Below are 20,921 nucleotides of genomic sequence, written 5' to 3'. Positions count from 1 at the left end.
ATGGATTATCCAAACTCATGATTGAAGCGTCGTTTCACTGGCTGGAAAAAGCGTATGGCTTAAAGTGGGTTGCATTGCGCTACTTCAATGCGGCAGGGGCGGCTTTGGATGGTTCCATTGGCGAGGATCACTTGCCAGAAACGCATTTGATTCCGTTAGTCTTAAAGGCTGCCCTTGGGCAACGGGACGCTATTCAAGTCTTCGGCACGGATTATAATACCATGGATGGGACTTGTATTCGTGACTACATCCATGTTCTGGATTTAGCAGAGGCGCACGTGCTGGCTCTTAAAGCGTTGGATCACCTTGAGCATGGAGTTTTTAATGTTGGCACGGGTCATGGGTATTCTGTTCGCCAAGTCATTGACTGCGCAAAAAAAGTAACAGGGATCAATATCCCTGTTGTTGAAGCGGAACGACGTTTGGGGGATCCGGACAGCCTAGTTGCCAAGGTGGGTAAAATCGGGGAATTCCTCGGTTGGAAGTCCAGATACAGTGATTTGGAAACGATTATTTCTTCAGCCTGGAAGTGGCATAAGAAGAATCCTGCGGGGTACAAACAGACCTAAAGTGCTATAAACTGAAATCCTAAGAACGCAGAACAAAAAAAGCAATCGCGATTAGGGCAATAATCAACGAAATAGCGATAATTATGAGGTCTTCGCGGGCTGGTAGACGGAAGGCGGGACCTTTGAGCTGCTTCCATGGCAAATAAATTTCTTATAACTGTTTTGGAGTCCAAAACTTGATCCTTAGTCCTTAGTTAATTTAGTAGATTTGGTTAAACTTCATTTGACAAATGACGCCGTCAAATGCTAAAATAACTAAATGTGGTGACTTCTCACCGCAACCGCTCGAATCAGGTATTAACGGGTTTTTAGCTTTAAAAAACTGACCTGCAATGGCGAGTCTAGGGCATGGGAGGTGTAATAAAAATGTATGCAGTGATTGAAACCGGTGGTAAACAGTTTAAAGTTCAAGAAGGCGACGTACTTTACGTTGAAAAGTTGGATGCCAATGTAGGAGATGCCGTGACAGTTGACAAGGTTCTCCTCACGGAAAAAGACGGTGTATTTAATATTGGAACCCCAGTTGTGGCTGGAGCTACAGCTGTGCTCAAAGTTGTAGAGCATGGCAAAGGGGAGAAGATTATTGTTTTCAAATTCAAGGCCAAAAAGAACTATCGACGCAAGCAAGGACATCGTCAACCCTACACAAAAGTTGTTGTCGAAGCACTCCAAGCGTAAGAGGCGAGACGGCATTCGTTTTGTAGTTTGGGCGGACGACCAAGGGCGGATTCGTGAATTCGAGCTGTCTGGACATGCGGGGTATGCAGATGAGGGACAAGACATTGTCTGTGCGAGTGTTTCCGCACTGAGCATTGCGGCCTGCAATGGGTTAGGCCATTTCTTGTCGGTAGTCCCTAAAGTGCAGGAGGGGGATGGACATCTCACCTGTCAGCTTAAGGGAATTCAGGAGCAAGAACTGGAGAAGGCTCAGTGGATTTTGCAAACCATGTCGATGGGCATTGAACAAATACAAGCGGCTTATGGTCAGGACTATATATTCATAGATCGAAGGAGGTGGACTCCATGCTAAAAATGAATCTTCAACTTTTTGCTCATAAAAAAGGGGTTGGTAGCTCACGAAATGGTCGTGATAGCAACGCTCAACGTCTAGGGGTAAAACGTGGTGACGGTCAATTCGTAACTGCTGGTACGATCATCGTACGTCAACGAGGAACGAAGTTCCATCCCGCTAAAAACTGTGGTTTGGGTAAAGATGATACCTTATTTGCACTGATCGATGGTTATGTTAAGTTTGAACATAAAGATCGGTTGCACAAACAAGTCAGTATTTATGCTGAGCGTACAACACCGGTGGCTATTGCTCAATAAGCTATGTCTCATTGACCCCTGGGTTTTCCCAGGGGTTATTTGTATAGGTACATATTCAGTGGATCGAATCATCAGCAAGCAGCAGAGTCAAAACGAGGATCTAATGAGAGGTAAATGATGAAGATGGCAGAGATGGAACACGTTTTGTTGTCAGAGATGTTACAGTGGTATCGCCTTCAAAGGCATGATTTTCTGAATCACTGGCAGGTGATCATGGGGAATTTACAACTCAATCATCCCGAAAAGGCCCTAGTGTATATGCGGGAGATGTTGGCCGGACCCCAGGAAGAACAGAAAATTGCCCAGATTTCTCAACCCGGGCTCGCGGCGGTCTTGCTGGGTTTTATGATTTGTCTCAGACAGGAAGGGGTTAAGGCTACCCTTGACTTTCCTGAGGAGATGAAACAGAAAGAGTTTTGGCAAGATCATTGGCGGGAGGAATATACTGAGGCTTTATACGGGTACACTAGAGAATGGCTAGACGTGTCGTCAAGGGCTAGGAAGTCCGAAAACTTAGAAGCAGAGGTTTATTTGTATGATGAACCGGGAGGATTATCTTGCCAGTTCATCTTATTGGAAGAGGAGAAGGTTCTCTTCGATAAATTAGTCCAGTTAAAAATGAACCCCTAGACTTTGAGATCTAAATTTTTAAGGAGAATCAAGTATGTTTTACGATCAGGCAAAGATCTATGTTAAAGGTGGAGACGGCGGGGCGGGAGCTGTCGCGTTTCGTCGGGAGAAGTACGTTCCTGAAGGTGGGCCGAGTGGCGGGGATGGCGGACGCGGAGGAAATATTATTTTTGTTGGCGATGAGGGTTTGAGAACTCTCGTGGATTTTCGCTATAAACGGCATTATAAGGGGGATCGGGGAGACCACGGGCAAGCCAAAAATATGAGTGGCAGAAGTGGGGAAGATTTTATTCTGCGCATTCCCGTGGGGACGGTCGTTCTGAATGACGATACGGGTGAACTCATGGCGGATATAATCGAGCATGGTCAGCGTGTCGTTGTTGCTGCCGGTGGGCGGGGTGGCAGGGGTAACGCTCGTTTTATGAGTAATACAAATAAAGCCCCAACCTTGGCGGAAAATGGAGAGCCGGGTGAGGAACATTGGTTGCGTTTAGAACTGAAGCTTTTGGCGGACGTTGGCTTGGTCGGCTTTCCGAATGTAGGGAAATCGACGCTTATTTCCAAGGTTTCGGCCGCTAAGCCGAAGATTGCCGATTATCATTTTACCACGTTGGTTCCAAATTTGGGCGTGGTCGAACTGGAGGATGGGCAGAGCTTTGTCATGGCCGATATTCCGGGTTTGATCGAGGGTGCTCATTCTGGGGCTGGCTTGGGGCATGAGTTCTTACGGCATACCGAACGAACTCGTCTGATTCTGCATGTCTTAGACATCTCGGGGTCGGAAGAGCGGGATCCACTAGAGGATTTCAAGACGATTCAGGAAGAGCTTCGGCTCTATAGTTCCGAGCTTGCTAAGCGACCATTCCTCATTGTGGCAAACAAAATGGATATTCCGGGTGCTGAGGACTATTTGCAACGTTTGAAAGAAGCGGTTGGCGGAGAGCATGAAATTTTTGCGGTTTCAGCTGCGACTGGGGTCGGTTTACAACCCTTGATTTATCGTATCGCCCAGCTCTTGCCAGATACCCCTGTACCGGAAACACTTAACTTGCCAGCAGAGCATTTGGTCACAAAAGCGCAGTCGGATAAGCGTTTCGAAATCATGAAAGAAGAGGGCGTGTTTGTCGTTTCTGGTAAAGAAATTGAAAAACATGTGAAAATGACGTTCTTTGAGAGCGAAGCAGGGGTCTATCGTCTCCAAAATATCCTGAAAGCCATGGGGATTGATGATGCTCTCCGGGCGGAAGGGATTAAAGAAGGAGATAAAGTGGAAATCGCTGGGATAAGTTTTGACTGGGTGTAGGGTATAAAGAATTTTGGGCGTTTGGGGGTAAAACTGTGAGAAAACGTCTTTGGTGGGGAATTGGGATTGTCGTGATTCTTGCGTTAGCCACGGGTGTGTGGTGGGTTTGGGGAAGGGCTCAGGGACCTCTAAAGGTCAAGGCTGTGGCGGTAGCCCCGATTTCGATGCAGGAAGACGTTTATGCGACGGGAAACGTTGTTCCTGTTGCTCGCCAAGATGTTCGCGTTTTATCTCCAGGTCGTGTCTCGAAGGTGGCGGTGAAGGTTGGAGATTCCGTTCAAGCGGGGCAAACCCTTGTTACTCTTGATACAACTCTGGCGGATGCCCAAGTGGCTCAAGCGAAGGCGAATGTTGAAGCTGCTCAAACGAGTGTCAATGCGGCGCAGAACAATTATGATGAGTTAAAGAAGGCTCAGAGTGTACAGAGTGCAAGCGTTGCCAGTCTTTCAGCTGACGCTGCAGCGAGTGGTTCACTGTTTCCACAATCCTCAGCTGGGCAGACTAGCACTCCTCAGGTGAACTCGGTTAGCTCGGGCACTATTCGGCAGGCCGAGGGGATTCTGGCTCAGAGCAAGTCGGCCTTGAAACAGGCCCAAGAAGCCTTGAAGGTTGTTCAGGTGCAACAAGGACAAATGATTTATAAATCAAGCATCGCTGGCACAGTTCTGGAGGTTAATGCCCAGGAAGGAAACCTCTCTCCGGTTCAGCAGCCCCTAGTTTTAGTGGCCAATCTTTCCCAGATGAACGTCGAGGCGCGACTGAATGAAGTGGATGCAGGCAAGGTGCAACTGGGCCGAAGAGTGAAGGTTACCAGTCGAGTGTTGGGCAATGCGTCAGTTCAAGGTACCATTGTCGAAATCTCACCAGAGGCGGTTACAGGACCCAGCGTCCAAGGAAATGCCTCGCCAACCGTGGGGGTGAAGATCCATCTAGATCAAGTGCCTTCAGGACTGAAGCCGGGTTTTACGGTATCGATCCAAATTATTGTGGCGACAAAAGAGGGAGTTTTGGCCATTCCGCAAGAAGCGCTCTTTCAAGAAGGAAGTAAAAACTTTGTTTACATGATTCTGGGAGGACGGCTTCAGAAGACTGAAGTGCGGGTTGGGATTGGGAATGAGACGCATCAAGAAATTACGTCTGGTTTAAAAGCCGGGGATCTCGTTGTCCTCAATCCTACGAACCAACTTGCGCAAGGTTTGCCTGTGACTCCAGATCTGGGAAGTGCTGGGACATGAGCTTCTTGGAAGGATTGCGGGGAGCACTCTTTAGCCTGCGAACCAATAAGCTGCGGACAGGGTTAACGATGTTAGGAATTATTATTGGAATCGCTGCGGTGATCGCTGTCGTGACCATAGGGCTTGGTGGGAAGGCAGCCATCATGCAAGAGATGGAAAAAAGCGGGGTTAATTTGTTCGTGCTGTATGCGAAAACGGTCGGACAAACTGGACAGGCTGAAGGAGCTCGCTTAACGATTCAAGATGGAGAAAGCCTAAAACAGGCTTTACCGCAAGTCAAGATGCTGCTGCCGGCAAGTATTGAGTACACGGCCTTAGAGGTGAATCAAAAGCGTTCCTCGGCGATGATCGTGGGAACGACTCCGGAATTCGCGGAATTACGTCGGCGAGACATCTCCCAAGGGAGGTTTTTTTCGGAAGAGGAATTTACGGCCGGGCGGCGCGTGGTTGTGATTGATGAGACGTTAAGGGATAGCTTATTCGGGGCGGGAAATCCTTTAGGACAGCAGGTTATTGTCCAGAATGTGCCCTGTCGAGTGATTGGAATTTTGGCCCAGGATAAGTCTTCCTTTGCGCAATTTGACGTGGGACCCAAAAATGCCTATGCTTATATCCCTTGGGGAACTTGGTCGGATATTTTTCATTCGACACGTGTAGATCAACTGGAAGGTGCGACATATCAGGAAGCTGACTTGGAAAGCGCGATCTCCAGTGCCAAGCGTATCCTAGACGTACGCCACGGGACCACGAATCAGTATGAGGCCTATAATGTGCAGCAATTGGTTCAATCGGCCAATAAGATTACGCGCATTTTAACGAGCATTATTGGTTTGGTCGCAGGGATCTCCCTTCTAGTAGGGGGGATTGGAATTATGAACATTATGTTAGTTTCTGTGACGGAGCGCACCCGAGAAATTGGTTTACGCAAAGCCGTGGGCGCCAAAGAACGCGACATTTTAACCCAATTTCTCTTGGAAGCGGTCGTTTTATCCCTGATTGGGGGGATAATGGGTATCGCCTTGGGGATCGGGAGTGCGCTGCTGGTGGCGTATCTTTTAAGCTGGCCTCCGCTCTTGTCTGGATGGGCGATTCTTTTTGCGGTTTCCTTTTCCTTGGGAGTGGGATTATTCTTTGGTTTTTATCCGGCCTTAAAGGCGGCTAAACTCGAACCGATTACAGCCTTGCGCTATGAGTAAAGGAAGCAAAGGGACGGTTCTCTTGCTTCCAAGTAACTATTTAGGGGGAAGAATTTACGTGTTAACAGGTAAGCAAAAACGACATTTGAGATCCATGGGCAATGAAATGGTTCCTATTCTGCAAGTGGGTAAGGGTGGAATTGTAGAAACCGTGGTCAGTCAAGCGGATGAGGCCTTGGAAGCCCGGGAACTTATAAAGTGCCGGGTACTGCAAAACAATTTAGAGGAACCGAAAACTGTGGCAGCCGAACTGGCCGAACAAACTAAGGCCGAACTTGTCCAAGTCATCGGGCGGAATTTCTTGCTGTACAGACCGTCAAAGACTAAACCAGGGAAGCAAAGGGACGGTTCTGTTGCTTCCAAACTTTTCCCGTGATAAGGAAGCAGAGGGACGGTTCTTCTGCTTCCTCCGAACGAAGAAACCCGGTAGCAGGTTAAGGCTACCGGGTTTCTTTCTTTCGTTGAGCTTATTTTAACACGCCATTAGAAGAGGACATAGGAGCCAGGACCCGTTAATAGTAAGCCTAAGGCTACAGCGATAATGGCCAAATTATATTCGTATCCACTGGAAGTAATTTTGAAGCCGTTTTTTCCAGTTACCGTAATGATCGCCACAATCATGGTTCCCATGATGAGGAGTGCTGCCAGCGGCATGAAAATACCGGCTGCAAAGAAAAGACCTCCGAGAAGTTCACCACAACCTGCCAGAATCGCAAGGGGCACTCCAGGCTTTAAGCCTATGGACTCGAAGAAAGCGGCGTTTCCTTTAATTCCATAACCACCAAACCAGCCGAAGAGTTTTTCACTACCGTGACTAGCGAAAGACAAACCAAAAACTAAACGAATAATAAGCAAACCTAAATTTAACATTCGAACACATCTCCTTCTATTTCTGTCGTGATTTATAATTTGGATAGGTAATAAGTTAACAAATTAGTTCCGATTTGTTTATTACTTACCTTCTGTAACCATAATACTATATGTATGTCGCTATCGTCAAGTAAATAAATGTGGTAATATTAATCTATAGAATAGGAAAGAAAGGAGGCCTAGTGATGGAGGATTTTCATCTGTGTCCCAAATTCGAATCTGCGTTCGAGCTTATCGGAAAACGCTGGACCGGACTTATTATTCGAGTTTTGCTAACTGGGCCCAAACGGTTTAAAGACTTGACCGAAGTCATATCCAATGTAAGCAGTAAAGTGCTTTCAGAGCGCTTAAGAGAATTGGAGTTGGCTGGTATTGTCACGCGCGAGGTTTATCCTGAAGTTCCAGTGCGCATTGAATACGGATTAACAGAAAAAGGAAAGGATTTTCTGCCAGCCATAGAAGAGGTGCAAAAATGGGCTGAAAAATGGATCGTCTAATTGGAACGGGCTGACTTCTTCTAATTTATAGAAGAAGTCAGCCCGTTTTTGGAAGCATAGGGACGGTTCTGTTGCTTCCAAACTTTTTCTTAGCCCGTAACCATGAAGCGAATTGGGGTAAGCTTTGCTTGGTATTATAACTGGAAGTGGAGTAGCCGTCATAATTATTATGGTAAGACTCCCTATTCTCTTTAGGGAAGGGAAGCAAGAGAACCGTCCCCTTGCTTCCTATACTTCGGCGATGATCTCTCCCATACGGGATATGTCATACCCTCCAATTCCCATCACCTCATTGCGAAAAGAGGGGGATTTCAAGATACTCATTAAGGCCTGAAAATGTGGCCGCTCCAGATCTTCCTGGCGTATTACTAAATCATAGCGTTCTTTATGCAGCGGGATAAAATCAAGATTGATAAATTGCATGGCTACCTTTTCGATTCCTAAACCAACGTCTGCTTCCCCGCGCGCAACTTTGCTGGCTATGGCAAGGTGGGTCATTTCTTCATCTCCATAGCCAAGAATATCTTTGTGACTAATTTCTGAAATTCTCAGTTGTTCATCTAACAACACTCGTGCACCGGACCCTCTTTCGCGGTTAATAAAACGAACATCGGGTTTGGTTATGTCACTCCAAGTGGTTATATTCTTGGGGTTTCCTTTGGCAACATAAAAACCTTCCATGCGATAAACCAAGTTTATGATACAAGTCGGGTGGCCTGGTAACAGTCTTCGAACATAGGGAAGGTTATATTCGTTGGTATCGCTATCCCATAAGTGGGCAGTAACAACGTTCGCAAGGCCGCGGTAGAGGGCCATGAGCCCGTCGATGCTTCCAATATAACGGCGTAAGAAGTGAACTTGCGGAAATTGTTTTTCCAAATAGCGGGTTAAGATGTCCAAGACAATATCTTGACCACATATGACTAAGCCTTCATCAGACGGAGAACAATGATTTAATCGTTCGCTCAGCGCAGGGGGGTCTAATGGGGATGCGAGCGAATTGATCCCTTTAGATTTTTGCTTATAACTCTCAATATCAGCGCCCTCAACGCGGACCTTACGACCAATATGGTAAGCCGTTAGATCACCCCGCTTGATCAACTCATAAACTGTGAACTTTGAAATTCTAAGGATTTTGGCAACTTCTTCGGGCGTATACGAAACATCAGTGGACATAGCCAACGCACCTGTCCTTCCAGACTATTTTTGAATCATTATAAATCATATAAAACGAAAATAGTATTGCTAATGTATTATAACATATCGTATAATAATGATGTTGTTTAGTTTTGTTAGTTCTAGTTAGAGGATATACTGTTAAGTATCTTAGAACTGCTAATGAAGATGAATATCAACTAACGTTAACTAACATAACTATACGTTATGACATAATACATGAGGGGGAGTATAAGTGAAAAAAGTTTCAGGGTTATTAGTATTTAGTTTTCTATTAATTCTATCTTTGGTTGGCTGTAGTGCAGGAAATACTACCCAACCATCAACAAACGTCACACAGGCTAAACCCACAGAAATCATGATATCGGCGGCAGCTAGTCTGCAAAATTCACTGACTGAACTCCAAAAAGATTATACCCAGAAAACACCCGGCGTAAAGCTTACCTATGTTTTTGGAGCTTCAGGTACGCTCCAACAACAAATAGAACAGGGTGCCCCGGCAGACCTTTTTATTTCGGCCGGAAAGGCCCAGATGGATGCCTTGGAACAAAAGAACTTGATCGTTAAAGAAAGTAAAGTCAACTTACTGGGAAATGATTTAGTGCTTGTTACGGGGAAGGATAACAGCACGGTTACCTCTCTCGAAGATCTGACCAAATCGAGTGTTGGTAAGATCAGTATTGGTACACCCGAGTCCGTACCTGCCGGGAAATATGCACAGGAATCCTTAACGAATCTCAAGCTTTGGGATATAATAAAGCCTAAGTTTGTGTTGGCTAAGGATGTGACTCAGGTTCTGAATTATGTAGAAACAGGTAATGTGGATGCAGGAATTGTATACCAATCTGATGCTCAAGGGTCAACAAAAGTTAAAGTCGTTACTGTAATGCCAGCGAGCAGTTACAAGCCCGTTGCTTATCCTGCAGCGGTTATTGCGGCTACTAAAAACAAACAAGCTGCAGAGGATTTTCTAAAGTACTTACAGAGTTCAGACGCCAAGCAAATCTTTGCAAAATACGGATTTAAGACATTAGCAAAATAAGTTTTCGGGGGAGCCCTATGGAATTTAGCTTTATTCCGATTATTTTATCTCTGAAAGTTGCCTTTGTAGCCGTTATTATTGTCACTTGTGCTTCTATACCAATAGCAGGCCTTATGGCCAAGCGTGAGTTCTTGGGCAAAGATGTTGTCGAGTCTATTATCACTTTGCCCCTGGTACTCCCTCCCTCAGTTATTGGCTTCATGTTGCTCGTGTTTTTTGGGAAGAACGGTCCTTTAGGTAAGCTACTTGAACAATGGTTTCATATTAGAATCGTCTTTACCTTAGCGGGAGCAGTAATAGCGGCCGCGGTTGTTTCTTTACCTTTGATGTATCAATCCGTAAAGGTTGCTATGGAGAGTGTTGATCAAAATCTTGAGAAGGCTGCGCGTACATTGGGGGCTGGAGAATTAAAGGTGTTCTTCACCATAACCCTTCCTTTAGCTTGGAATGGCATTGTTGCGGGTTTAGTCTTGGCCTTCGCCCGGTCTCTGGGGGAATTTGGAGCGACGTTGATGATTGCTGGAAATATTCCGGGAAAGACGCAAACTATGCCTATTGCCATCTATTTTGCTAATGAAGCGGGCGACACAGGGCAAGCAAGCATTTTGGTTATTATCATGACCGTATTTAGTTTTCTAGTAATTTATGGACTGAACCGATGGGGAAAACGATCAAAACGTGATTCGAGAGGAGGTGGCGCATGATGTTCAAGGCTCATTTTAGAAAAAAATTACCCACCTTTGAGCTTGATGTGGATATCTCCTTGAGTCATGGAATTCTTGCCCTTGTTGGTCCTTCTGGTGCTGGAAAGACGACGATCCTGCAGTGTGTAGCGGGTCTCCAGACACCGTCTTGGGGGGAAATCAATATCCATGGCAAGACCGTTTTCTCTTCTGAGCATGGTGCAGACATTCCAATTAGAAACCGACGCATAGGGTATGTTTTTCAGGACTATGCTCTCTTTCCGCACATGACGGTTGAGAAAAATGTGATGTACGGTAAGCCCAAAAAAGGAAGTACCCCCAACAAAGTCCTTACCGCTTCCAATGTATTAGAGCTGCTAAAGATCGAACATCTGCGAAATCGCTATCCCAATCAGATTTCGGGGGGGGAAAAACAAAGAGTTGCTCTTGCTCGTGCCTTAATGACCGAGCCCGAACTTTTGCTGCTCGATGAACCTCTTTCAGCTCTCGATCATGACACGCGGAGTACACTCCAACAAGAGTTGCTTAAGCTCCAAGCCCAATGGAAGATTCCTTTCATTCTAGTGACGCATGATGTTCAGGAAGCAGAAATGCTTGGAGACCAGATTATTAGGTTAGATCATGGTAAACAAGAGGTAATTAGGAAGCTCAATAAAGCTCAGTAAATGTACTTAAAGACGAAAGAAAGTTGAGCAGGAAGTACTGCGCGAATAAGCAGATCAACTGTATTTGGGAAGTCTAGGAAAATTGAATAATTAATCTCCGAGCCAGAATGACCTAAAGAGCAAATCCTCCAGCTAATTCTCATAAACCTGTTGTCTTACCGGCAGCGGTAGTAGCAGCCTCCAAAAACAGCGATGCGGCTTCGAAGTTTATGGAGTATTTACAAAGTGATGAGGCCATGAAAATTTTTGAAAAGAATGGTTTCATAAAGGGAAAATAGATGAATGTTAAAAATGGAGGTGGAGACTATGCTTTATATCAGTGATGAGACAATTGACCGCTGGATCAAAGAGGATGTTCCGTATATCGATTTAACGACGCTGACCCTTGATATTGGTGGTATGAGGGGGAAAATTAATTTTACTGCACGAGAGTATACAGTTTTATCCGGAGTCGAGGAAGTATTGAGGATCTTTGCTAAGCTCGGAATTACGCCGATTCGATCTTTGCCCTCCGGTTCCGTAGTTAACAAAGGAGATACCTTCATTGAAGCTGAAGGATTAGCATCAAGCCTTCATATAGCTTGGAAACTGTCTATGAATATCCTTGAATATTGTTCAGGCATTGCTACAAGAACAAAAAGAATGGTGGATAAGGCAAAATCAGTGAACCCACAAATGGCTGTTCTAGCTACTAGGAAATCATTTCCAGGAACCAAAGAACTTGCCATAAAGTCCATAATTACTGGAGGTGCTTTTCCTCACCGGCTGGGCTTATCTGAAACGATTTTAATTTTTAAACAACATGTGACCTTTCTTGGCGGGTTCAACAATCTTGCCCAAGCAATGAAACAAATAAAAGCAAATGCCTGTGAGAAGAAGATCATTGTTGAGGTAGAAACTATAGAAGATGCACGCCTTTTAATCGAATCCGGAGTAGACGGATTACAATTTGATAAGATCCCAGCCGATGATTTAAAAGTCATCATTGATCAAATCAGACGGATTAACCCGAATATTACGCTTATTGGAGCGGGTGGCATAAATGAAAGCAATATCGCAGAATATGCTTCTTCAGGCATCGATGCAATTGCGAGCACTTCAATGTATTTTGGGAAACCTGCAGATATTGGAGTGACGATGGAAAAATATTAACTTTATACGGAAGCAAAGGGACGGTTCTTTTGCTTCCTAAATTTTCTTCGTGTGATCGGAAGATCTTGTGAAAGGCTATTGATTCCAAATTTTCCATTTGATAATATATAACCAAAAAGAAGAGTGATGTAATGCCTCGGAAAGCGCGAGAAAAAAGCCAAAGTGGAATATATCACGTAATTCTGAGAGGTGCCAATAGACAAGAGATATTTCACGAAGATGAAGACAGTTTGAGATTCCTGGAAATTGTCGATAAGAATGCCAAGATATCTGAAATGAAGGTGTTCGGATGGTGTCTGATGGGTAATCATGTACATTTGCTTTTAGGGGAAGGCGTTGAAGAACTGTCCGTAACTATGAAACGAATAGGGGTAAGCTTTGCTTGGTATTATAACTGGAAGTATAAAACGACTGGACATCTTTTTCAGGATAGGTTTAGGAGCGAAAATGTAGAAAATGACGGGTATTTATTGACTGTGATAAGATATATACACCAAAATCCGGTTAAAGCTGGAATGGTTAAGCTGGCGGAAGATTGGAAGTGGAGTAGCTGTCATAATTATTATAGTAAGACTCCCTATTCTCTGGTATTGCTTGATAGAGACTTAATACTAACCATGTTTTCGACAGATCGGCCTAGAGCGATAGCAATGTTTAAGGAATTTAGCGAAGTAGAAAGCGATAGCAATTGTATTGACGACGAACAAAGATCGCGTATGACGGATGAGGATGCAGAACTGGAAATTACAAAGAAGATTGCTGGGATAGAGATAGCACAAGTCAAGAGCCTTCCAAAGCGCCAGAGAGATGAGGTGTTACGCAAAGTAAAGAAAATCGAAGGAGTGACACACAGACAAGCAGCAAGGATTTTTGGAGTCTCGCCAAATCTTATATTTAAAGCGTAAAGGGCGAAGCAAAGGGACGGTTCTTGCGCTTCCAGAATGGAAGCACGAGAACCGTCCCTTTGCTTCCCTTCCCTTCGCTCACTTCGGTAAACTAACCACAAAGGTTGTTCCTTTTCCCGGGGAACTGGAAACTTTTATCCGACCATGGTGGCTTCTGATAATCCAATCCGCAATGGCAAGGCCTAAGCCTGTGCCTTCAGTTTGTTGTGAGCGGGCCTGATCCACTCGGTAAAAACGTTCGAAGATCTTGGCCAAATGTTCTTGATCGATGCCCTCGCCGGTATCGGATACAGTTATTTCCGCTAGAGTACCCCAGTTCTGTAAACTTAGAGAGACTTGTCCTCCCGAGGGTGTGTATTTAAGCGCATTATCTAAGAGGATAACCATGAGTTGTTTGATCCTGTTTTCATCCCCGTAATACATCCCTTCCGAATTTAGAGAACATTCGAGGAGGATTTCATGGGTCTCAGCTAGGGGTTTGAAGGATTCGATCACTTCACGGAGGGCTGTATTGAGGGGGAATTGTTTCATCTCTAATGTTTGCTGTTGGGAATCCGCCCGGGCAAGAAATAGGAGATCGTCCACTAACTTGGACATGCGCTTCATTTCGAGTAGGCTATTGTCTAACCATTTTGACTGACTGGCTACGGTTTCATCTGAGTTTCCTTTTACAAGTTCCAAGTTGACCTGAACCACGGTCAGGGGGGTACGCAGTTCGTGAGAGGCATCGGCCACGAAGTCCTGCTGTCGTTGCCAGGAACTTTTGATGGGGGCCATGGCTCGGTCAGCCATGAATCGACTACCGTAATAAGAGAGTCCTAAACAAACGAGGCCACCGACGGAAAGTGTGAGTAATAGTTCGCGCAGTATTTCTCGATCTCGTTCAAGGTCGACAAAGGTGATGACAAAACCCGGAGTTTGCTTGAGGGGTACCTTCAAAAAAGTATAGGCTTCATCATGTAACTCCACTTCACCTTTGGGATTCGGACTGTTAATAGCTTTCTCAACCAAGGGGGTCAACTGGTCAAGGGGGAGTGGAAGGGCTGAGGAGTTTTCTGTGATTTTGCCAGATTCATCGGTTTTTAGATAAAAATATTTGGCAAGATGTTTGTCGTGTTCTCGCGTATTGTTGACAGAGCCTGAGCCTGCTTCGCTGGCGATGATTTGCATTAATTGCTGGGATTGGTTGAAGATCTGTACTTGCATGACAAAGAAGGTGCCGATGATAAAGAGCAATAAGAGGAGGGCCATGACTCCTACGTTAATTAACGTCAGTTTTAGTCTTAATTCACGAAACATTGGGCTCCTCCTTAAAACAATAACCAATTCCCCGTACGGTCTCAATCTTGACTTTGGGTGAATTTAGTTTTTTGCGTAGGTAGTGTACGTAAATTTCCACATTATTGGCCTCAACTTCCGAATCGAGTCCCCAAACTCGGTCTAAAATCTGTTCTTTGGTAATAACTTGTCCGGGATGACGCATGAAAAGCTCTAAGAGCAGAGATTCTTTCAAAGTCAGTTTAACGGTTTCGTTTTCTATGGTTAACTCACAGTGGAGGGGTTTAAGAGTGAGCCCAGCGACAGTTAGTTGTTCGTCTTGAATTTGGGGATTACTACGCCTTCTCCCTAAAGCCCTCAAGCGAGCGAGAAGTTCGTCCGTGGAAAACGGTTTTACGAGATAGTCATCAGCGCCAGCATCCAAACCCTCGATTCTATCTTGAATGGAGTCTTTGGCGGTTAAAAGGAGAACCGGTGTTTTGATACCTTGGCTGCGAAGTTCTTTTAAGAGGATAACTCCTTCTTTACGGGGCAGCATTCGGTCAAGAATTATCAGATCGTAGACCCCGGTTTCCGCCATGGCTTGTCCCGTTTCCCCATCATAGGCGGTATCAACCCCGTACTTGTTCTTTTTTAGGATATAAGTTAAGGCTTCTGAGAGCCTTGGCTCATCTTCAATTAATAAGATTCGCATTAATATCACCACCTAGTTACAGTTTAAAGGAGTTTCCTTGAAATATCATTAGTTTTCTTAAGGAAATTTAAAGGTGGGCTCGATATACTTAGTTCAAATAGTAAGGGGGGATAGATATGGGTTTTATTAAAAGGCTGAAAAATGTCAAGAAGAGATGGTACTTGCTACTTATAGTTGTCTTGATTATCGGAGGGAGCGCTGCCGTCCGTATTAATCACGCTCATCAAAATAGGGCATTGGCTTCAGCAAAAATGGGTTCACAGATTTACCGTCAAGTGGATCTTGATCTGATACATCTTGAGAATTTCGTTACGGCCAAGGTCACTCCTGTTCAGGCTAAGGAAATGTTGCCTTTAGTGGAAAGGTTGTCCGCGGCGACTGACCTTAATACACAGTCTGATCTAGCTAAGCAAATTTATGGAATGCTTACTCCTGCTCAATACGCAATTTTGATGGACGATAAAAATGTAAGTTCGTTGAATCAAGTGGGTAAAGAAAATCAGAGGGGTCGGGATGAGCGTGGCCTGAAAGATGGCCGTGAGGGTAAAGAAAATAATTATCAAGAGGGATACGGGTTTAACAGTTTCTATGGGCAAGGAATCCAAGATCCTAAGGAACAAGCCCTCGGTAATGTTGTCATTAAGATGCTGAATGATCGCAGTGCTGAGCAAACGCAGCCTAAAGCTTAAAAATCTCCGTATAAATAAAGTCTGTGGCGTACAAATCGGAAAATCGCTTAAATCAGAAAAAGGGGCAGTCCCAAAAGTAAATTGTTAGACATTCACCTGCACTTTAAATAGGAATTTTGCGGATGTATTTTGAAAAGATTGACGCGATGGGTTATCCGTATTATTTTCAGTTTGCGATTACGCCGTATGACAATCATGTGGAAAAAGGACTGCCCGCGAAAGCTGAAATCATGGAAACATTTTAATAAGAATTCAATATTAAAAGCACCCAACGGGGGTGCTTTTTTGGTTTATGAAGTTTTTTAAGTGACTTTTAATAAACACTTTTTAAATGATGATTTGTCCGGTATTCCGAAGGGGTGATACCTTCATGCTTTTTGAAGATGGCGGAAAAATAGCTACTTGAATTAAAACCAGTGGCAGCGGCAATTTGGTCAATTGTTTCAGTTGACATGCGCAGTCGTTGTTTGGCCTTTTTGAGCCGTACTTGGGCCAGATATTCTGTAAAACCGACACCCATTTTCTCACTAAATATCCGGCTAAGATAAGCAGGGCTGAGGTGGACATAAGTTGCCACCAAATTAAGAGTGAGAGTATTGGCATAGTTCGATTCGATATAGTCCATGGCTTTACGTACCAAGGCCTGGCCTTGATTAAATTGCTGATTTGAACCCAATAAATTGATACATTTTTCCAACATATTCTCTCCCCATATCTTTACGCCTTCCAGAGATGATATATGGGATAAATCCTGGGCTAGGTCATTTTCTATAGAAGTTACCTCGGCGGGATCAGCACCCGCAGATAGGGCAATTTGTATTACAATTACCATTAGTCGTAAGGCAAAAGAATTTAGAAGAGCAGTTAGTGGAATGTGTTCTGAAGTAGCGCGAAGTTCAAGAAGTTCAAGGGATAACGTTAATTGTCGCTTGCCCTCCTTGAAATTTCCTGTTTTAACTTGCTCCTGAAGTTCTGTCAAATCTATGGCAGGGCAGGGTTGAAATTTTTTAAGGGTAAGTCTGTCCAAAGCCAGTTTAACTGCCTCGATTAGTTGTTGGGGTTGAATCGGTTTGAGTAAATAATCAGTGGCTTGGGCCTTAATAGCCTGCTGAGAATAGGAAAACTTACCATAGGCGGTTAAAATAATGACTTCTGTGGTAGGGTAAAGTGCCTTAATTTGCCGAGTTGCTTCTATTCCGTCAATGCCGGGCATTTTGATATCCATAATAATTAAATCAGGGCGTGTGTGATGAACTTTCTCTAAGGCCTCCCGTCCGCTGGCAGCTTCCCCTAATATTGTGATAGGCAGGCCGGAATTTTGTAAGGTAAAGCATAAAATCTTGCGCTCTAATTCCTCGTCATCAACTAGTAATACGTTATACATCGTTTTACCATCCTCAAGATTTGCTCGTTAGGATATGAGTTTATGTTAATTATACTATAAAATCTTTATACTAAAGGTAAAAATTTTGCTAAGCTATTTATACTTCTGACAATATTCTGTAATTATTGCACATCGTTTTATCTGGTTTTAGGGCAAAATTGTGAGATGATAATGTTATTAAAACAGCTCCCAATTGAAAGGAGAATCATTAAAATGATTATTGGAGTACCGAAAGAAATTAAGAACAATGAAAACCGTGTTGCGCTCACTCCTGCAGGCGTAGTGTCATTTTGCAAAGCCGGTCACCAAGTTGTCATTGAAAATAACGCTGGTGTTGGCAGTGGAATCAGTGATGAGGAATACATTACCGCCGGTGCCAAAATCTTGGCTACTCCGGTAGAAGTTTTTGCTAGTGCGGAAATGATAATGAAAGTTAAAGAGCCTCTACCTTCAGAATATGAGCTGTTCAAAGACGGGCAACTTTTGTTCACCTATCTTCACCTAGCTCCTGAGCCCGCATTGACCGCAGCCTTACTAAAGAAAAATGTCGTTGGGATTGCTTACGAAACTGTCCAGCCTGCTGATGCTAGCCTGCCTCTACTCATACCCATGAGTGAAGTGGCTGGTCGTATGTCAATTCAAATAGGTGCTCAGTTCTTGGAAAAGCCCCATGGCGGAAGAGGCATTCTCTTAGGTGGGGTTCCTGGGGTTACCCCTGCTAAAGTTACTATTGTCGGTGGAGGTATCGTTGGTATCAACGCAGCTAAAATGGCAATGGGTATGGGAGCGGATGTTACTATTCTAGATGTAAGCAATGCACGTCTCCGCTATCTGGATGATATCTTTGGTACACGGATCAAAACGTTGATGTCCAACAGTTATAATATTGCCCAGGCTGTAGCGGAAGCCGATTTGCTGGTAGGAGCAGTTTTGATCACTGGTGCGAAAGCTCCCAAGCTTGTTACCGAGGAAATGGTTAAAACTATGAAACGGGGCTCAGTTATCGTTGACGTTGCCATTGACCAAGGAGGCAGCGTGGAAACGATTGATCATGTGACCACTCATGCAGAACCAACCTATGAGAAGTTCGGAGTCATACACTATAGTGTGGCCAATATGCCTGGAGCTGTAGCCCGTACTTCGACCTTCGCTCTGACCAATGCTACTTTGCCATATGCGCTTAAGCTCGCTAACTTGGGCTATGCTGAAGCAATCAGAACCGACCTTGCGGTGGCCCGCGGTGTAAACGTAATTCACGGTAAACTCACCTATAAAGCAGTTGCAGAAGCTCTCAATCAGGAGTACACTCCGTTAGGTGAAGTTATTGAAGTTCCCTCCAGTTTTTAAGTGGATTAAGGTAAACGAATGTTCTAGTAATTAAATTTACTCAAATAGGAAAGGACAGGCTCCAAACGCTTGTCCTTTCTGTTTCTTGCGTAGTTTACCCAATGACAAACCACCACTAAGACGTCCACTCTACACTCCCGGTAGGGGTATTAATAAACTAACTGTAGTAAGTCCTTGTTCGGGCATCAGCTTGACCCCGAATTCCTTACCAAATTGCAGTTGCAGGCGCTTATGAACATTACGCAGACCAATCCCCGCTATAATAGGTTGATCCCGGTTCAAATCGATAGTGGCATAATGCTGGGGCATGCCCACCCCATCATCTATTACTGAGATTTCCACTTTGTTGCCTACTTTTTCACCCATTATCCAGAGGTGACCAATACCTTCTTTGGGTTCCAGTCCGTGGATACAGGCATTTTCCACCAAGGGCTGCAAACTTAAAAAAGGGATCTGTATTGTTTGAAGGTCTTCTGGAATCTCTATAAATAGTTCCAGTCGATTTCCAAACCTGTTTTTTTGAATTAAAAGATAGCTTTCAACATAATGAAGTTCTTCCAGCAAGGAAACCAGTCCTTCTGGTTGATCTAAATTATGCCTTAGTAAATTGGATAGGGCGAAAAGTGTATTCAATCCTTTTTTATTTTCAGAAAGAGTGACCAAACTGATGATAGTGTTAAGAGTATTGAATAAAAAGTGGGGTTTAATTTGAGCTTGTAGGGTTTTTAACTCTGCCTTATGTAACGTGTGCTCAAGCTCTACGATAATACGTGCATCCTCAGCAGCTTTTAGCTTCTCTCTGCTTAACTCTTCTTGCATCTTAGCCCGATAAATCAGTTCGACTATATAACTAACCACAAATTGAATAAGTCCACCTGCAGCTTGGCATTTGTCCATGCTTATAACCTGGATTTCCCGAAACGTTTGGGTCAGATGTTCGGGATCAAGGCCCAAGTCAGCAGTAGTCTGAAGCATATTTTCAATCCCTTGAGTTTCCGGTTTTTCGAGGTGCATCTGACCGCAGGTGATGGAGCCATAGAACTGAGCATCCACCATAATGGGTACGGACATTAGCATAACACCAGCATGGCACTTGCCTGTACATGAGTTGCCCTGCTCTATGGTCTTGAAACCTAGTTGCGCATTGGAATCGATACAGCGCTTTAGACCGGCCTCTGTGGAGCGGATGCTGCGGCAAAATCCATAAAAGTAATCATGCTGAACTACAGGAAAACCCATGGCATCATTAATATCAATGGTAATGTCAGTGGCCTTAGTAAAGGTTTCAATAATTCGAACCAGCTTGTCTTTTTCAATGAGTTGAAATAGGCTCTTTGGTTTATGATCCATACAATCCTCTCCTGCACTATGTCTAAACTCTCCGATCGCCTTCCTTGATTATAGACTTAACAAGTTGCTTTTCGCTAGTCAAATATATTTAAGATTAAATGGATATTTTAAGGGGGGAAGGGCAGGTTCGACAATCATTTGTGAACGCAGTATAATATGAATGCTAACGTACCCAATTTCACGGATTTAAGGAGGAAATATGGCTAAGAAGAAATGGTTAATTGCAGTAACTATCATGGTTTTGATGGTCTCTCTTGCTGGTTGTGCAAAGAAATCTGAGGTGCCAAAAACAACTCAGCCCTCAACAGGGACATCCCAACTGCCGGAAGGCCACCCCACTGAAACGTTGGCTCAACCGGGGAACAAAGAAAGCCAAGCTGCTGTTGAAACTAAAATAAACGATTTGCTCAATAAAAGTTATCCTGGTGACTGGAAAGTTGCGGGAACCACGTTAAGTAAGGGTTCCTACACTGAGAATGGTAATTATAAGATAGTGGATGACATTGAAAAGCTGTTTCCTGGCACCATGGGGGTATCCATTTTCGTCGGTGAAGAGAGGATTTCTTCCAGCGTAAAACAAGGCACGGAAAGAGTCTTAAAAGGTTATCCCACTCCGACCACAGTGGGCGAAGTTATGAAAAGTGGGTCGACCACCAGTACGCTCAGCAGCGGGTATCTGAAGGTCTATGTTCCCCTCAAGTCAAGTGGGAAAACCGTAGCCGTTCTTACAGTGTCGACTCCTCAACAGTAAATAGTTTGAAGTTTTCTTCCGGTATATTACAACCCCGTTTTCTTCAACAATTCCATAAAAATTCAAGGATTATTCACCACTTCGTAGGTGTATAATCCTCTTTTTTTGGGCTGTAGCACCGCGCATACACTTTAGCATGTACATATTTCCCTGTG

At 44.3% G+C, this 20,921-nt stretch carries 25 protein-coding genes and 1 pseudogene; 20 read left to right on the top strand and 6 right to left on the bottom strand.

The features are described from left to right. The 9 genes from DSOL_RS05005 to yhbY all read left to right on the top strand — a co-directional run. Nucleotides 1–569 (top strand): NAD-dependent epimerase/dehydratase family protein (locus DSOL_RS05005; protein ID WP_139314382.1); only part of this gene is annotated, 569 nt, incomplete at its 5' end. Nucleotides 570–935: 366 nt separating this feature from the next. After that, nucleotides 936–1,247: a 50S ribosomal protein L21 gene (rplU, locus tag DSOL_RS05000; protein WP_075363765.1), complete on the top strand. Its 312-nt coding sequence runs from the start codon at nt 936–938 to the stop codon at nt 1,245–1,247. Then, complete coding sequence (locus DSOL_RS04995) at nt 1,225–1,599, top strand: ribosomal-processing cysteine protease Prp (protein WP_235838694.1); 375 nt, start codon at nt 1,225–1,227, stop codon at nt 1,597–1,599. Before rplU ends, DSOL_RS04995 begins: the two co-directional genes overlap by 23 nt. After that, the gene (gene rpmA, locus DSOL_RS04990; protein WP_075363764.1) at nt 1,593–1,898 is read left to right on the top strand and encodes a 50S ribosomal protein L27; all 306 of its coding nucleotides are present in this window, start codon (nt 1,593–1,595) and stop codon (nt 1,896–1,898) included. The genes DSOL_RS04995 and rpmA overlap by 7 nt, the downstream gene beginning before the upstream one ends. Nucleotides 1,899–2,012: 114 nt before the next feature. Beyond that, nucleotides 2,013–2,528 carry a Spo0B domain-containing protein gene (locus tag DSOL_RS04985; protein ID WP_075363763.1) on the top strand — a complete coding sequence of 172 codons (516 nt, stop codon included), beginning with the start codon at nt 2,013–2,015 and terminating at the stop codon, nt 2,526–2,528. 34 nt (nt 2,529–2,562) lie between these two features. Then, the gene (gene obgE / locus DSOL_RS04980; RefSeq protein WP_075363762.1) at nt 2,563–3,831 is read left to right on the top strand and encodes a GTPase ObgE; all 1,269 of its coding nucleotides are present in this window, start codon (nt 2,563–2,565) and stop codon (nt 3,829–3,831) included. Nucleotides 3,832–3,866: 35 nt separating this feature from the next. Further along, nucleotides 3,867–5,066: an efflux RND transporter periplasmic adaptor subunit gene (locus tag DSOL_RS04975; RefSeq protein ID WP_075363761.1), complete on the top strand. Its 1,200-nt coding sequence runs from the start codon at nt 3,867–3,869 to the stop codon at nt 5,064–5,066. Then, the gene (locus DSOL_RS04970; RefSeq protein WP_075363760.1) at nt 5,063–6,262 is read left to right on the top strand and encodes an ABC transporter permease; all 1,200 of its coding nucleotides are present in this window, start codon (nt 5,063–5,065) and stop codon (nt 6,260–6,262) included. The genes DSOL_RS04975 and DSOL_RS04970 overlap by 4 nt, the downstream gene beginning before the upstream one ends. Nucleotides 6,263–6,320: 58 nt before the next feature. Continuing rightward, nucleotides 6,321–6,638 carry a ribosome assembly RNA-binding protein YhbY gene (yhbY, locus tag DSOL_RS04965; RefSeq protein WP_075363790.1) on the top strand — a complete coding sequence of 106 codons (318 nt, stop codon included), beginning with the start codon at nt 6,321–6,323 and terminating at the stop codon, nt 6,636–6,638. Between the two features lie 107 nt (nt 6,639–6,745). On the opposite strand, the gene DSOL_RS04960 is transcribed toward yhbY, so the two are convergent. Then, nucleotides 6,746–7,132 (bottom strand): DoxX family protein, encoded by a 387-nt coding sequence (locus DSOL_RS04960; protein WP_075363759.1) that lies wholly within the window; start codon nt 7,130–7,132, stop codon nt 6,746–6,748. Nucleotides 7,133–7,317: 185 nt separating this feature from the next. On the opposite strand from DSOL_RS04960, the gene DSOL_RS04955 reads away from it, so the two are divergent. After that, on the top strand, nt 7,318–7,629 hold the full coding sequence (locus DSOL_RS04955) for a winged helix-turn-helix transcriptional regulator (RefSeq protein ID WP_075363758.1): 312 nt from the start codon (nt 7,318–7,320) through the stop codon (nt 7,627–7,629). 228 nt (nt 7,630–7,857) lie between these two features. Here the strand turns inward: DSOL_RS04955 and DSOL_RS04950 are convergent, their stop codons facing one another. Beyond that, nucleotides 7,858–8,805 (bottom strand): helix-turn-helix transcriptional regulator, encoded by a 948-nt coding sequence (locus tag DSOL_RS04950; RefSeq protein ID WP_075363789.1) that lies wholly within the window; start codon nt 8,803–8,805, stop codon nt 7,858–7,860. A gap of 235 nt (nt 8,806–9,040) precedes the next feature. Between DSOL_RS04950 and modA the strand changes: the two genes are divergently transcribed. The 6 genes and pseudogenes from modA to DSOL_RS04920 all read left to right on the top strand — a co-directional run bounded on the left by modA (nt 9,041) and on the right by DSOL_RS04920 (nt 13,273). Continuing rightward, the gene (gene modA, locus DSOL_RS04945; protein ID WP_075363757.1) at nt 9,041–9,847 is read left to right on the top strand and encodes a molybdate ABC transporter substrate-binding protein; all 807 of its coding nucleotides are present in this window, start codon (nt 9,041–9,043) and stop codon (nt 9,845–9,847) included. A gap of 17 nt (nt 9,848–9,864) precedes the next feature. Continuing rightward, nucleotides 9,865–10,551, top strand: a complete 687-nt coding sequence (modB, locus tag DSOL_RS04940) for a molybdate ABC transporter permease subunit (RefSeq protein WP_075363756.1) — start codon at nt 9,865–9,867, stop codon at nt 10,549–10,551. After that, complete coding sequence (locus DSOL_RS04935; RefSeq protein WP_075363755.1) at nt 10,551–11,216, top strand: ATP-binding cassette domain-containing protein; 666 nt, start codon at nt 10,551–10,553, stop codon at nt 11,214–11,216. Before modB ends, DSOL_RS04935 begins: the two co-directional genes overlap by 1 nt. Before the next feature lie 134 nt (nt 11,217–11,350). Continuing rightward, nucleotides 11,351–11,494, top strand: a pseudogene (locus DSOL_RS04930) (substrate-binding domain-containing protein); the annotation flags it as partial. A gap of 28 nt (nt 11,495–11,522) precedes the next feature. Continuing rightward, nucleotides 11,523–12,368 carry a ModD protein gene (modD, locus tag DSOL_RS04925; RefSeq protein ID WP_075363754.1) on the top strand — a complete coding sequence of 282 codons (846 nt, stop codon included), beginning with the start codon at nt 11,523–11,525 and terminating at the stop codon, nt 12,366–12,368. Between the two features lie 131 nt (nt 12,369–12,499). Then, nucleotides 12,500–13,273, top strand: coding sequence for a transposase (locus tag DSOL_RS04920; protein ID WP_075363753.1), 774 nt, complete (start codon nt 12,500–12,502; stop codon nt 13,271–13,273). A gap of 78 nt (nt 13,274–13,351) precedes the next feature. Here the strand turns inward: DSOL_RS04920 and DSOL_RS04915 are convergent, their stop codons facing one another. Further along, nucleotides 13,352–14,572: a sensor histidine kinase gene (locus DSOL_RS04915; RefSeq protein ID WP_075363752.1), complete on the bottom strand. Its 1,221-nt coding sequence runs from the start codon at nt 14,570–14,572 to the stop codon at nt 13,352–13,354. Next, a complete protein-coding gene (locus DSOL_RS04910) occupies nt 14,562–15,245 on the bottom strand; it encodes a response regulator transcription factor (protein ID WP_075363751.1) in 684 nt (227 codons plus the stop codon). Before DSOL_RS04910 ends, DSOL_RS04915 begins: the two co-directional genes overlap by 11 nt. Before the next feature lie 116 nt (nt 15,246–15,361). Here DSOL_RS04910 and DSOL_RS04905 point away from each other — a divergent pair, with 116 nt between their 5' ends. Both DSOL_RS04905 and DSOL_RS27090 read left to right on the top strand, forming a co-directional pair. Further along, complete coding sequence (locus DSOL_RS04905) at nt 15,362–15,934, top strand: hypothetical protein (protein ID WP_075363750.1); 573 nt, start codon at nt 15,362–15,364, stop codon at nt 15,932–15,934. A 122-nt stretch (nt 15,935–16,056) separates the two neighbouring features. Then, entirely contained in the window at nt 16,057–16,179 is a 123-nt protein-coding gene (locus tag DSOL_RS27090) for a DUF1848 family protein (protein ID WP_075363749.1), read from the top strand. A 68-nt stretch (nt 16,180–16,247) separates the two neighbouring features. Here the strand turns inward: DSOL_RS27090 and DSOL_RS04895 are convergent, their stop codons facing one another. Beyond that, nucleotides 16,248–17,318, bottom strand: a complete 1,071-nt coding sequence (locus tag DSOL_RS04895; RefSeq protein WP_075363748.1) for a response regulator transcription factor — start codon at nt 17,316–17,318, stop codon at nt 16,248–16,250. Between the two features lie 213 nt (nt 17,319–17,531). Here DSOL_RS04895 and ald point away from each other — a divergent pair, with 213 nt between their 5' ends. Next, on the top strand, nt 17,532–18,665 hold the full coding sequence (gene ald / locus DSOL_RS04890; protein WP_075363747.1) for an alanine dehydrogenase: 1,134 nt from the start codon (nt 17,532–17,534) through the stop codon (nt 18,663–18,665). 129 nt (nt 18,666–18,794) lie between these two features. On the opposite strand, the gene DSOL_RS04885 is transcribed toward ald, so the two are convergent. Beyond that, complete coding sequence (locus tag DSOL_RS04885) at nt 18,795–20,015, bottom strand: sensor histidine kinase (protein WP_075363746.1); 1,221 nt, start codon at nt 20,013–20,015, stop codon at nt 18,795–18,797. Nucleotides 20,016–20,214: 199 nt separating this feature from the next. Here DSOL_RS04885 and DSOL_RS04880 point away from each other — a divergent pair, with 199 nt between their 5' ends. Further along, entirely contained in the window at nt 20,215–20,766 is a 552-nt protein-coding gene (locus DSOL_RS04880) for a cache domain-containing protein (protein WP_075363745.1), read from the top strand. The last annotated feature ends 155 nt before the right edge of the window (nt 20,767–20,921 follow it).

The organism is Desulfosporosinus metallidurans (assembly GCF_001936615.1).
Classification (GTDB): domain Bacteria; phylum Bacillota; class Desulfitobacteriia; order Desulfitobacteriales; family Desulfitobacteriaceae; genus Desulfosporosinus; species Desulfosporosinus metallidurans.
The sequence above is the reverse complement of the archived record's forward strand: the minus strand, read 5'-3'. Positions and strand labels throughout refer to the sequence as shown.